Consider the following 12,871-nt stretch of genomic DNA (forward strand, 5'->3'; position numbering starts at 1 on the left):
TTGTCAACGGGTGCGCGTGAAGCGCCCTTGACTGTCGCGTGAGGTACATGGCATGCCCGAAGATTCCGTGCGGCCCCTGGAGCGAGGTCTTACCGTGCTGCGCTGTCTGGCCTCGCCCTGCCAGGACCAGCCGATGCGGGCCAGCGACCTGGTGCACGCGACCGGCCTGGCCCGTTCCACCGTCGACCGGGTCGTGGCAACCTTGACCCACCTCGGTTACCTCCGTCAGCACGGAGCCGAACTCCGCCTGGCACCACGGCTGATGACACTGGGCAATGCCTATCTGGCGGCCGGCGGTCTGACCCGGGAGGTCACCGATCGCGTGGCCGCGCTCGCCGACGAGGTGCAGGAGTCGGTCTCGCTGGCCGTGCCCGACGGTGACGGGGTGCGCTTCGTCGCCCAGTCACCGCGCCGCCGCGCGATGTCGGTGGCCTTCCAGGTCGGTGACCTGCTGCCGGCGGAGCGCTGCGCCGCGGGGGCCGTCTTCGCCGCCGACTGGGACGAGCGGCAGTGGGCGGCCTGGCGACAGCGCACGGCAGCAGATCCCGAGGGGGCGCCCTCCCCCCTGCTGCGGCCCCGGCGCATCGAGGAGGCGGACTTCGCCCACAGGGCCGGCCAAGCCCGCAGCCAGGGATGGGCCGTGGACGACCAGTTGGTCGAGCCGGGGCTGGTGGCGGTCGCGGTACCCGTCGACACCGGCGGCCGCACCCCGTACGCGCTCAGCATGGTCAGCCATGTCTCCAGGCGCTCGGCGAAGGAACTCGCCCGGATCGCCGTGCCCCGACTGCGCCGGGAAAGCACCGTCCTGGCCCGCCTGCTCGCCCCCGGTACGGCGCAGCCGCCCCCGCGGCAGCGCACGCAGGGCAAGACGGGCGATGCGGTCGGACAGGCCAAGAGCGAACTGGGCGCCGAGTTCCTTCAGTCCCTCGCCCGGGGCCTGGCCGTTCTGGAAGCCCTCGACGGCGCATCCGGCGACGGTCTGCCCGTCGCGGCCCTCGCCCAGCTGACCGGTCTGCCTCGCACCACCGTCCGGCGCTGCCTGCTCACCTTGGAACACCTGGGATACGCCGAACACCGCGAGGGGCTCTTCCGTCCTCTGCCTCGTATCTTCGAACTCGGTCATCCCCGCATCGCCGCGGGCTCGTTCACCGACCTGGTGACTCCGCATCTCCGCGCCCTGGTCGACCGCGTCCAGGAGTCGGCCTCCGTCGCCGTTCTCGAGGGCGGCGACATCCGGTACGTGGCGCGGGTGTCGACCGTGCGCATCATGACCGTCCACATCGCCCTGGGCACCCGGTTCCCCGCCTACGCCACCGCCCTGGGGCGTGCTCTGGTGTCCGGTCTGGACCCCGCCGGGCAGGAGCGTGTCCTCGCCGCCTCCGAGCTGCGGGCCTACACCGGGCACACCGTCACCTCCCCGGCCCGGCTGCGCACCCTTTTCACGGCAGCCGCCGACCAGGGTTATGCCGCCGTCGACGAGGAATTGGAGGAGGGCGTGCGTTCGGTGGCGGTACCGATCAGGGACGGCGACGGCAACGTCGTCGCGGCAGTCAACGTCGCCCAGCACTCCGACGGCACCTCTTTGAGCGAAGCCAGTGAGCGGCTCCTGCCCGCACTGCGGGAAACGGCACAGGCCATCGAGAGCGACCTGCACACCGTCACCCGCTTCGGCACCCTGCTCATCCCCTGACCCGAGGTGCACAGGATTCCACCGATGCGAACACACCTACTGCCAGAGACTGGGTACACGTGAGGAGGTATCCACAATCGTTGTGAGTACTATGCGGTAACGCAACGGCACATCACCTCGGGAAGAGAGCCACTGTGACCGACAACCTTGACGAAACCACCAGCCTCAGGCCGGTCTACGCCGCCCGGCTGGCAGAAGACCTGAAGCACAACGCCGAGGAACAGGAGCGCCTCGCCAGTGAGGTGGCGGCCCTCCAGGAGAAACTGGCGACGCTGCGCCACGACCAGGCTCTGCTGGTCAACATGCAGCAGGCGCTGGGACATACCGAACAGGCAGACGAGCCGGCTGCCGCGGGCAGTGACGAGGCCGCCTCGGTTCCCCGGCAGGCGACGCCGAAGACGCAGGCCGGCAAGGTGCACAGGGGCCGTGCCAAGAAGTCGACGGCCGCCGCGAAGACCGCGCCCGCCGCCCGCTCCACCCAGTCGGCCAAGCAGGGCAAGGACGGGACGGACCAGGGCCCGACCCTGCGCGACCTCGTGGTCACTCACCTCAGCCACGAAGGCGAACCCCGGTCGGCCATCGACGTCGCTGATGCCCTCAGCAAGGCGCACCCGGAGCGCGGCATCAAGATCACCGTCGTACGCAGCACCCTGGAGGCCATGGTCGCCAAGGGACACGTCCGGCGCAGCAAGCGCGGCAAGTCCGTCTTCTACACGGCCGATGCCGCCCGGTCCGCGAGCACGAGCCAGCCCGTCACCGCCTGAACCCGCGGTCCATACAAGGCGCGGTCATGCCATGCCGGGCACGAACAACCCCGAACAGAGCAGCATCCTTGACGTAACGGCGTAACTCTCACGGCGGCGGGAGCCGTTGACCGACCTGCGTCCGCAGGACCGATCCGGGCGCGGGCGGGTAGACGAACAACGGCGGGGCCCACGGGGGGTCGGGAGCCTCACTGCGCACGCAATGCCCACGGGAGGCGAGGACGGCGGCCACCGCGGCCGTCAGGATGCCGACGCTGTGGGACAGCCCCGCTCCCTCATCACCCGATGCCTCGTACATCCGCTCGTCGGGAACATTCCACGTCAAAATCAGGCAGTCCTCGGTCGCATCCAGATCGATGCCGTCGGGCCCGCATGCCCGCTGCGATGCGCGGGCCAGGTGCACCGGGATGCCCACCCGGTGCAGATCAGACCACACCTCGAACGCGAAGTCGGCGAGCGGAAGACCGGCGAGTGACTGCAACGCCGTTTGGGTCACCCACGCAGCGTACCCGCTGGATCAGGGACGTCGGGCACAGGTGCGTGCAGTCGCTCAAGTGAGTTCAAGCACCATTCATTTGCTGATACTTAGTGATCGTCTGCGTCATGGCTCGTCCGGTGACGGATGGGTTTAGCTGGACAAGGCCGCAGTTGGCGCCCCGGCGCCTGCCGTCGCGTGGTGCGAGAAAAGAAACTCTGCGACCGGGCCGTGCTGTCGGTGAGTGCGCGCGTAGGCCGCGGCACCCGCACGCGGCCGTGAAACTCACTGCACAGGAGACACGCATGTCCAGCTTGCGAGGCCGGATCACCGGCGGGCAGCAAGCCCCGGCCGACCGCGGCCACGTCGCACACTTCGCCGGCGACGGTCCACCGCCCGCATGGCAGGCGGCGGTTGATGCCGTGACCGCCGCACATGAGGCTTTCCCGTCCTGGTCGGCGTCAGCCCCCTCGGAACGCAGCGCGGTCTTGATGCACGCCGCTCACCTGCTGATGCTGCGAACGGGCCGAATCGTCCAGACGATGGCCGCGGAAACCGGCGCGGCCGGGCCCTGGGCGGCGTTCAACGCCAAGCTGGCGGCGCAGTTCCTGCTCGACGCCGCGGCCGCAGCCGTCCGTCCGGGCGGGCAGGTCATGCCCGCATCCTCCGAGGGGTCCTGCTCCCTACAGGTTCGCGTACCTCTGGGGGTGATCGCCGCCCTCACCCCCCGTCATGCCCCGCTCCTCATGGCGGCCCGCGCCGTGGCGTTGCCGTTGGCCCTGGGCAACGCCGTGGTCCTCAAGCCCAGCGAAGCGGCCCCTGTTGCGGGCGGGATGCTGCTGAGGGAGGTGCTGATCGAGGCGGGACTGCCGGACGGTGTCCTCACCGTCGTCAGCCACGACGCCGACGACGCCGAGGACGCCGCCGAGCTGGGCCGTGCCCTGGTCGCCGACCGGCGGGTCCGTGCCGTCACCTTCACCGGCTCGGCCACGGCCGGCCGCCAGGTCGCCGTAGCAGCGGCGCGGCACCTGAAGCCGGCCCTGATCGAGGCCGGCGGGAAGAACTCCCTGCTCGTCCTGGACGATGCCGATGTCGAGTACGCCGCCAATGCGGCGGTCGTCAGCTCCTTCCTCAACGCGGGCCAGGGGGGTCTGAGCACCGAGCGGATTTTCGTCGATCGCACCCTGGCCGACGACTTCCTCGCCCGCCTCGCCGAAAAGGTCACGCGGCCGGACCGGACCGGGCCCACCTGGCCCGCCGAAGTCACCGGCGCCATGTCCGACCCGCGTGCCGCTCGCCGCGTGGCGGCCCTGGTCGCCGACGCCCTCGCCAAGGGCGCCACCGCCGTGACAGGCACCGGCCGCCTCGATGAGGACACCGCTTGCCTCGCACCCGTGGTCCTCACCGATGTGACCGCGGACATGGACATCTGGTCGCAGGAAGTGGCCGGTCCCGTCGTCACGGTGCACGTGGTGGACGGTACCGACGAAGCCGTCGCCCTCGCCGGCACCCCGCCTTGCGGGCCGACGGCCGGTGTCATCACCCGCGACTGGGCGGCCGGTCTCGACGTCGCCCGAAGGCTCCCGGCACGCGCCGTCCACGTCAACAACCGTGCCGCCGACCCCGTGCAGGCCCCGTTCGGGCATCTCACCGACTCGGGCTACGGCCCCCAGGCGGGCCTCATCGGCATCGAGTACTTCACCGAAACCCGCTGGATCACCGCGGGCGTCTTGGGCCGCCCCGACTTTCCGCTCTGACCACTCCCCCTGCCCCCCAGACAACGTTGCCAACGAACGGATCGTGCCGTGCGAACAGTGATCGTAGGAGCCGGCTCCGCCGGCCTGGTGTGTGCGTGGAAGCTCAGCGAGGACCCCGGTCACGAGGTCGTCCTCGTCGACGCGGGCATCGACCCGGGCCCCGACGTACCGCTCGAACTCGCCACCGAGATACTCCTGCCCGCGCACTACTACTGGCAGTACACCGACGAGGACACGGGTAACTTCCTGCCGCGCGGCAAGGTCTTCGGCGGCAGTTCGGCGGTGAACGCCGCGGCGGCCACGCGCGGTCACCCCTGGTGCTTCGACGCCTGGGATTCTCCTGTGTGGACCTACGACGCCTGTCTGCCGGCCTTCCGCGCCCTGGAGGCCGACCAGCAGTTCGGACAGCAGGACCACCACGGGTCTGACGGCCCCATCGCCATCACCCGGTACGAACAGAGCGCCTTCGATCTCGCGTTCCAGGACGCCTACCGACGCCAGGGCTTTCACCCGCTGGCAGACCACAACGCCCCCGGAGCCCTCGGCTACGGTCCCTTCCCCACCAACCGCATCGACGGCGTGCGCATGAGCACCCTGGTGAGCGTACTGCCCCACCTGCGCGGGCGTAGCAACGTGGTTCTCCGGCCGGACAGCGAGGTCCTGCGGGTACTCATCAGCGGTGGCACGGCCCACGGTGTGGTCCTCGCCGACGCGGACGGGCAGCACATCCTCGAGGCCGATCGCGTCATCCTGTCCGCCGGCACGTTCGGCACGCCCGAAATCCTCTTCCACTCCGGCATCGGGGCGGCCGACGACCTGCGCAGCGCCGGCCTGCCGGTCCTCGCCGACGCGCCGCAGCTGGGAAGGAACCTGTCCGACCACGTCCTGTTCCAGATGAACATGGAGGTCACCGATCCCTCCGAGCTGCCCATGCCGGGCGGCCAGGGCACTCTGCTCACCTACGAGCTGCCCGGCGACCGTCATCCACAGGCGCAGATCTTCGCCTACCACGCCCCCTTCTTCGACCCCACCGCAGGCCCGCACACCGCCGCCGTGACCGCCTCGCTGGTCACCCCCGAGAGCCGGGGCCACCTCGCACTCGGACCCGGACGAGCCCGCGTCCACCTCCAGCACCTGACGGCTCCCCTGGACCGGTCGCGGGCGGCCGACATCGTCAGGACGGCTGCCCACATCGTCGACGACCTCGCCGCCCAGGGCCGGCTGAAGCTTCCCGACACACCCTGGTGGCGGGCCGAGGACCTGCCCCACGCGTGCCGCGCACAGGCCCTGTCGTACCACCACCCGGTGGGCACCTGCCGGATGGGGCGCGACGATGCGGCCGTCGTGGACGAACACCTGCAAGTGCGGGGAGTGGAGCGGCTCATGGTGGCCGACGCCTCCGTCATGCCGGCCATTCCCCGGGGTCACACCAACCTGAGCGCCATGATGATCGGCTACCGGGCAGCCGACTTCGCAGCCGGCTGAGCCCCTTCCGACAACGTGAACGGACCCCAGGCGGCCCCGGAACGGCATCCGTTCCCGGGGCCGCCAGGCGCCGTGGCGGGTGCGGCGGAGACGATTACTCCGCTTCCGGCGGGCCACTCAGCAGGCGCTTGACGTCCGCCTCGTCGTAGCCGAGTTCGGCCAGGACGTGGTGACTGTGCTGGCCCAGGGTGGGAGGTGCGGCGCGTACCGGCGGGCGGACACCGTCGAAGCTGACGGGGCAGGCGATCTGCTGAAGCGGCCCGACGGCCGGATGCTCCACCGTGCGCACGATGCCGAGAGCCTCGGTCTGCTCGCTGGTCAGGACTTCGTCCAGGGCCCGGATCGCGGTGACCGGGACGCCGGCTGTTCTCAGCAGCTTGCACCAGTGCTCCACCGTGTGCCGGACCAGGACACGATGCAGGTGGGCCTCCAGCAGCCGACGGTGTGTGACACGGGCACTGTTGGTGGCAAAGCGTGGGTCGTCGGCCCAGTGGGGGTGGCCCAGGGCGGTGGCCAGATGACGGAACTGCACGTCGTTGCCGACGGCGATGACGAAGTATCCGTCGGCGGCCCGGCACGCCTGGTAGGGGGTCAGACTCGGGTGGGCCGAGCCGAGCCGTTCGGGCCGCTCGCCCGTGGCGAAATAGGCGGTGGCCCAGTTGATGTGGAGCGCCAGCAACGACTCGTACAGGGAGGTGCTCACGTACCGGCCCCGACCCGTCGTAGCCCGCTCCAGCAGGGCCGCGACCACTCCGATGGTGCCGAACAGGGAGGCCGCCAGGTCACCGATGGCCGACCCTGCCCGCACCGGGGCTCCCTCGGGTTCACCGGTCAGTGACATCAGTCCGGCGGCGGCCTGGGCCACCATGTCGTAGCCCGGTTCGTCGCGCAGTGGGCCGTGGTCACCGAACGCGGAGATGTGCAGAACCACCAGGTGCGGATGGCGTGAGCGCAGCCGGTCGTAGGCGAAGGCGCGGGCCAGTGAGCTGCCGGGGCGGAAGTTCTCGACCATGACGTCGGCGGTGGCCAGCAACCGGTGAGCCGCCTCCTGGCCGTGCGGCGACTTCAGATCCAGGGTGACGGACCGTTTACTGCGGTTGGCCGCCAGGTAGTAGGTGGCGTCGGGGCCGTTGAAGGGCGGACCCCAGCCGCGGGTGGGGTCGCCCCCCTCGGGGTGCTCGACCTTGATGACGTCGGCGCCGAGATCGGCGAGAGTCATCGTCGCGTACGGGCCGGCGAGAATCTTGGACAGGTCTACGACCCGTATCCCGGCCAACGGTTCAGACATCGGCGGCCTCCTTGGCCACCGACAGCGGGACGTGACCGCCGTCGGCCAGGTCTGCCAGATGTTCCAGGGCGGGCAGCGGGAGCGTGCCCGGGTCGTCCTGGAGGCTGCGATAGGTGTGGGCGAGGAGCAGTTTGCGGCCGTTGCCCGTCAGGTCCGCCTCCCATTGGGCCTGTTCGAGAAGCAAGGTGGCCATGATGGCGTGACTGAGCTGGTTCGCGTACCCGCCGATCAGCATGTGCTGCTCGTTCTCGGGCAGATCCAGGATCCAGTCGCCCTTGGCTCGCAACGCATGCCAATGACCGGACATGCGCGCGCCGTAGGCGTCGGCGAGCGCGTGATGGGACGACTCACGGCGCATGCAGCGCAGCACGTCCAGGGCGATGACGTTGGAGGAGCCCTCCCAGATCGAGCCCAGATGGGCGTCCCGCAGCAGCCGGGGATCGACCCAGTCCTCGATGTAACCGTTGCCGCCGCGGATCTCCATCGTCTCGCCGGTGACGAAGCGGGCCCGCTTGCACAGCGTGAACTTGGCCAGCGGGGTCAGGATCCGCACCAGTTCACGGCTGGGGCCGTCACCGCGGTCGGCGGCGTCCAGCCGGGCGGCCGCCTCCAGGACGAACCCCAGCCCGGCCTCGGCCTCCACCAGCAGCGGCAGCAACGTCATGCGCATCAGCGGCTGATCGAACAGGGGCCGGCCGAAGACGTGGCGGGTACGGCTGTGCTGGACGGCCTCGAAAACGGCGCGGCGCATCAGGGCCGTGGAGCGCATGGCGTTGGACAGACGGGAGACGTTGAGCATCTCCGCCATCTGCCGGAAGCCGTGCGCCAGTTCACCCACGGGCTGGGCGTAGGCGCCGTCGAAGGTGACCTCGCCGCTGGGAATCGACCGGGACCCCAGCTTGTCCTTGAGGCGGTCGATGCGGATGGCGTTGAGTGAACCGTCGGGCAGCAGCCGGGGCACCAGGAACATGCCCAGCCCCCGCGTTCCCTCACCCTGACCCGGAACACGCGCAAGAGTGAGGATCACGTCCGCGTCCGGGTTGGAAGCGAACCACTTGTGGCCCGTCAGCCTCCAGTGGGTGTGATGGTCGCTGGCCCGGGTCTGGGTGAGACCCACGTCCGTGCCGCCCTGCCGTTCGGTGATGAACATCGCGCCCGTGGCCCGCACACCGGGCTCGGTGGAGGTCAGCGCCTCCAGCGCGGCCGCGTGGCGTTCGGGATCGAACAGGCGCAGGATCCGGGCAGCCGAGTCGGTCATCGACAGCGGGCACGCCAGCCCGAACTCCGCCTGCACGAACAGGTACGACAGGGCGTGCTTGACCACGTGTGGCACGACAGTGGGCCAACCGGCCACGCCGGGCCGGTGCGACATCGCGGCCAGCCCGAAGTCCTCGTAGGCGATCGCCGCGAGCCGGTCGTGCGCCGGGTGGTAGTCGATGGCGTCGATCCGCTCGCCGTCGCGGGAGTACGGCCGCAGCCGCGGCGGATGAGCGTCCGCCTGCGCGGCCAGCTGGTCGACCTCACCGGCGGCCAGGGCGCCCAGCCGGCTCAGCAACGGCTCCACGCGCGCCCGGTCCTCGGGATCGAGCAGACGGTCCAGCAGCGGCCTGAGAGCCGGATCCTGATCGGCGAAATTCACGAGGCTTCTCCTTGGACGGCGCGCACGACAGCGTGCGAGGAAGCGGGCGCGGTGCGGGCCGGCTCGGTGCGTGCGATCAAAGGCAGCACCCCGGCCAGAGAGACCACGGTGTAGCCCAGGCCCAGGGCGACGACGGGCCAGATGGCCCCGCCGCCCGAGGTCAGTGCCTGCGCCGCGAGGGGCGCGGTTCCGGCGAACAGTGTCGAGGACAGCTGATAGGCCAGCGACATTCCGGTATAGCGCACCTGCACCGGGTACACCCGTGCCAGGATCCCGGCCAGCGCCGCGTAGTACAGCGCATGAGGCAGGGTGGCCAGCCCCATACCGAGCACGGCCAGCCAGAAGCTGCCCGTGCGGATCAGCGTGAACATCAGTGGCAGAAGGACGAATTCGGGCAGCAGCATCCACAGCACCGCCTTGCGCAGCGGCCATCGGCCGGCCAGGACGGCACCGAAAGGCTGCACGAGGACCTGGACCACGAGGGCCAGTGCGATCACGCTGAGGAACGATGCCCGGCTGTAGTGGAGGCTCGAGGTGGCCCAGGACAGGGCGAAGGTGGTTTTGACGTAGGTGATCGCCACACCGGCCGCGCAGGCCAGGGTGCCCAGCACCGTCAGCATCGGGAACTGGGTGAGGACCTGTCTGATCGGGAGCGCGGTGGTCTGCTTGCGTTCGAGAGCGGCCCGCATCTCCGGGGTCTCTTCCAGCCGGACCCGGATGAACAGCCCCACCACCACCAGCACCGACGAGGCGAGGAAGGGGATGCGCCAGCCCCAGGACTCGAAGGCGGCATCGGGCAGCCGGGCGATGCCCAGGAAGGCGAGCGTCGCCAGCAGATTGCCCACCGGAGAGCCCTGCTGCGCAAACGCGCCGTACAACAGCTTGCGCCGCGGCGGAGCGTATTCGGTGGCGATCAGCACGGCACCGCCCCACTCACCGCCCACCGCCACACCCTGCACCATGCGCAGTACCACCAGCAGGACCGGGGCGGCGGCGCCCCACCGGGCGTACCCGGGCAGCAGACCGACGCCGACTGTGGCCACACCCATCATCAGCAGCGTGATCACCAGGGCCTGCTTGCGGCCGTACCGGTCACCGACGTGACCGAAGACCAGCCCGCCCAGAGGGCGGGCGAGGAATCCGACCCAGAAGGTGGCGAACGCGGCCAGCGTACCGACGGCCGGAGAGGTGCCGGCGAAGAAGACCTTCCCCAGGACCAGCGCGGCAGCGGCGCCGTAGATGTAGAAGTCGAACCACTCGATCGTGGTCCCGATGAACGCGCTGACCCCCGCCCGACGCGCCTGCCGGGCGAGTTCCGGGGAGTGGGGAGCGGTCTCTGCTGATGCGTCATGGGGCATGACGACACTTCCTCTCGTGCAGCAGAACTCAGAGGCACAGTCGAGGGGTGGCGAGACTCCCTCGTCTGCGACAGATGTCACTCACTGTGCCCCCACCCCACAGCCGACGTCCAAGACAGAAACCCACAGCACACTGAGACCACTCACGTCTCAATCAGTGAACGCAGGAGTTGACTCAGCGCGCCGGACGGCCGTCGTCACGCAGGCCTCAACCCCCAGCCGGCCAACCGTGGCACGGTAGATGCCGTCAGGAGACTCGGACCCACTCCTTCTCCACAGCCGACGAAGCCCTCGACCGCCTGCGCTCACACCAGGCCCACGGCAAGATCGTGCTCATGGTCGACTGACCGGGACGGACAGCCCCGCCACGAAGAGGACCCACGCCACGATTCCCCATGGCCGGCGAGGTGATCCAAGAAGAAAACGCCCTAGTCGGCGTACGCGGTGGGCGTCGGCAGCACCTGTTCGGCGACGCGCAGCACCGCCTGGAGTGCGGCCGACTCGTTCCCCGTGCGCCAGGCCAACGCGATGGGCAACGTGGGAAGCCCCGAGCCGGCCAGCCGGCGAAAACACACGTGCTCCAAACGGATCGAATCGGCGGATGCGACCACGATGCCCACCCCCACGCCCGCACCCACGAGCGCCAGCAACGTGTAGGCATCCGGGGCCTCCTGCACGATGCGCGGAGTGAACCCCGTGTCGCGACACGCCTGCACCATCGCCTCACGCACCGCCGAGCCACGCGAAGCAGGAAACGTCACAAACGCCTCCGACGCCAGCTGCGACAAGGGGATCTCGGCACACCCGGCCAGCCGGTGACCGTCCGGCAAGGCCACCATCAACGGCTCCACACGCACCACCCGCGCGGATACACCCCGCCGCACCGGCAACGACACGAACCCCACATCCAGTACGTCACCGGCGATCCGACCCAACGCCTCACCCGCGTACGTCGGACCCTCCAGCACGAGTTCGATACCGGGCAGTTGCGTGGTGACCGCCCGCGTCAGCACCGGCAGACAACCGTAGCTACTGGCACCGGCGAACCCGATCGACACCCGGCCCACCACGCCCAACTGCGCAGACCTGACCGACCGACGCACCACCGCCGCATCGGCCAACAACGCCTTCGCCGGTCCCAACAGCGACCGACCCGCATCAGTCAACCGCACCGAACGCGTGGAGCGCTCGAACAGCCGAGCGCCCAGGTCCCGCTCCAACGAACGAATCTGCTGACTCAACGGCGACTGCGCGACATGCAACCGCTGAGCAGCCCGCCCAAAATGCAACTCCTCAGCCACTGCGACAAAGGCAGCGAGATGACGTAGCTCCACACCGCCAACCATCCCACCAACCACTCACAAACAACACACTCCCCACCACAGCAAGGGGTGGAGGACGCCCCCACCGCATGCGTCCGCCGATCCCGCGCGGCCTGCCGGGGGACGGGTGAGGATGCCTGGCGGCCGGCTGCGACGCGAGGGGCTCGCGGTGGCAGGAAGCCGCACCGCGAGCCTCGTATGCCCTTCAGGAGCAGTGGACGGTCACCTGGACGCTGCCGCCGTTGCTGGAGAAGGTGATCGTGAACTGGCCGTTCCCGGGCTGCTGCTCGGTCCGGCCGCCCAGCGCAATCTCCTGCGAGTCGTTCCCGGCGAGGGACCCTCCGCTCTGGTTGAGGGTGACCCCGGCGGGCAGCCCGCCGGCCGTCCAGTCCAGATTGCCGCTGCCGGTGTTCACAACGACCAGCTTGTTCGGCCACTCGCCGTTGGCGCAGTACTCCTGGACGTCGGTCGAACGAAGCGCCAGCACACCCGCGGCTGCCGGGGTGGGCGGGTTCGACTGCTTCGGCAGCCGCGCCTGGCTCGGTGACTCGGTGGTCCGCTGATCGGGGCTGTGGCTTTCGGCGGGCGGGGTGGAGACGTCGGCCGTGGGCGAGTCCGCCGTGCTCGGCGAGTCGCTCGCGCCGGGCGTGGACACCGGGCTCGCGGCCGGGGCGGCGGGGGCGCCGGACAGGCTGGTTGAGACGGCACCGGAAGGGGTGGCCACAGCCAGTGGCGTGGTGGCGGCCGGGTCGTTGCCGAGCCGCTGCCCGACGACCACGCCGCCGACGGCGACCACCATGACGCCGCCGATGATCAGCGCGAGAGTCTTCGGCTTCGGCTTCGCGGCCCTCTTCGGTCGCAGCTTCTTCGAGTGGCCGGTACGCCCGCCCTGAACGATGATCCCGTGACCCACCGCCCGGGGGTCGTCCTGCTTGGGCCCGATAGCCCGAGGATCGTCCCCACCGCTGCCTCCGGCGACACGGCCGCCCTGAACGATGATGCCGCCCTGCACGATGATGCCGTCGTCGGCTGGGTCACCGATGGTCCGGGGGTCGTCCTGCTTGGGGCCGATCGCGCGGGGGTCATCCTGCTT

9 protein-coding genes and 1 pseudogene are annotated in these 12,871 nt (G+C 70.0%); 4 read left to right on the forward strand and 6 right to left on the reverse strand.

From position 1 onward, the window contains the following. Positions 1–52 precede the first annotated feature (52 nt). Together AQI88_RS00295 and AQI88_RS00300 are read left to right on the forward strand one after the other, a co-directional pair. Complete coding sequence (locus AQI88_RS00295) at positions 53–1,690, forward strand: IclR family transcriptional regulator domain-containing protein (protein ID WP_066989818.1); 1,638 nt, start codon at positions 53–55, stop codon at positions 1,688–1,690. A 134-nt stretch (positions 1,691–1,824) separates the two neighbouring features. Beyond that, a complete protein-coding gene (locus tag AQI88_RS00300; RefSeq protein ID WP_066989821.1) occupies positions 1,825–2,454 on the forward strand; it encodes a hypothetical protein in 630 nt (209 codons plus the stop codon). Positions 2,455–2,542: 88 nt separating this feature from the next. Here the strand turns inward: AQI88_RS00300 and AQI88_RS00305 are convergent, their stop codons facing one another. Further along, positions 2,543–2,950: a hypothetical protein gene (locus AQI88_RS00305; RefSeq protein WP_066989824.1), complete on the reverse strand. Its 408-nt coding sequence runs from the start codon at positions 2,948–2,950 to the stop codon at positions 2,543–2,545. A gap of 284 nt (positions 2,951–3,234) precedes the next feature. Between AQI88_RS00305 and AQI88_RS00310 the strand changes: the two genes are divergently transcribed. Then, positions 3,235–4,686, forward strand: coding sequence for an aldehyde dehydrogenase family protein (locus AQI88_RS00310; protein WP_066989827.1), 1,452 nt, complete (start codon positions 3,235–3,237; stop codon positions 4,684–4,686). A gap of 48 nt (positions 4,687–4,734) precedes the next feature. Beyond that, positions 4,735–6,171: a GMC family oxidoreductase gene (locus AQI88_RS00315; protein ID WP_079057325.1), complete on the forward strand. Its 1,437-nt coding sequence runs from the start codon at positions 4,735–4,737 to the stop codon at positions 6,169–6,171. 94 nt (positions 6,172–6,265) lie between these two features. Here AQI88_RS00315 and AQI88_RS00320 read toward each other — a convergent pair whose 3' ends face one another. The 5 genes and pseudogenes from AQI88_RS00320 to AQI88_RS00340 all read right to left on the reverse strand — a co-directional run. Further along, positions 6,266–7,459, reverse strand: coding sequence for a CaiB/BaiF CoA transferase family protein (locus tag AQI88_RS00320; RefSeq protein WP_066989833.1), 1,194 nt, complete (start codon positions 7,457–7,459; stop codon positions 6,266–6,268). Continuing rightward, on the reverse strand, positions 7,452–9,098 hold the full coding sequence (locus AQI88_RS00325; protein ID WP_066989836.1) for an acyl-CoA dehydrogenase family protein: 1,647 nt from the start codon (positions 9,096–9,098) through the stop codon (positions 7,452–7,454). The genes AQI88_RS00320 and AQI88_RS00325 overlap by 8 nt, the downstream gene beginning before the upstream one ends. After that, positions 9,095–10,456, reverse strand: a complete 1,362-nt coding sequence (locus AQI88_RS00330; protein WP_066989857.1) for an MFS transporter — start codon at positions 10,454–10,456, stop codon at positions 9,095–9,097. The genes AQI88_RS00325 and AQI88_RS00330 overlap by 4 nt, the downstream gene beginning before the upstream one ends. Positions 10,457–10,884: 428 nt before the next feature. Further along, a complete protein-coding gene (locus AQI88_RS00335) occupies positions 10,885–11,790 on the reverse strand; it encodes a LysR substrate-binding domain-containing protein (protein ID WP_066991490.1) in 906 nt (301 codons plus the stop codon). Between the two features lie 193 nt (positions 11,791–11,983). Beyond that, positions 11,984–12,871: pseudogene (locus AQI88_RS00340) on the reverse strand (hypothetical protein); the annotation flags it as partial.

This window comes from Streptomyces cellostaticus (assembly GCF_001513965.1).
Classification (GTDB): domain Bacteria; phylum Actinomycetota; class Actinomycetes; order Streptomycetales; family Streptomycetaceae; genus Streptomyces; species Streptomyces cellostaticus.

Bases quoted from the DNA above. Each gene is read 5' to 3' on its own strand.
- AQI88_RS00295 (WP_066989818.1), top strand. From the start codon at position 53: ATGCCCGAAGATTCCGTGCGGCCCCTGGAGCGAGGTCTTACCGTGCTG.
- AQI88_RS00310 (WP_066989827.1), top strand. From the start codon at position 3,235: ATGTCCAGCTTGCGAGGCCGGATCACCGGCGGGCAGCAAGCCCCGGCC.
- AQI88_RS00330 (WP_066989857.1), bottom strand. From the start codon at position 10,456: ATGCCCCATGACGCATCAGCAGAGACCGCTCCCCACTCCCCGGAACTC.
- AQI88_RS00320 (WP_066989833.1), bottom strand. From the start codon at position 7,459: ATGTCTGAACCGTTGGCCGGGATACGGGTCGTAGACCTGTCCAAGATT.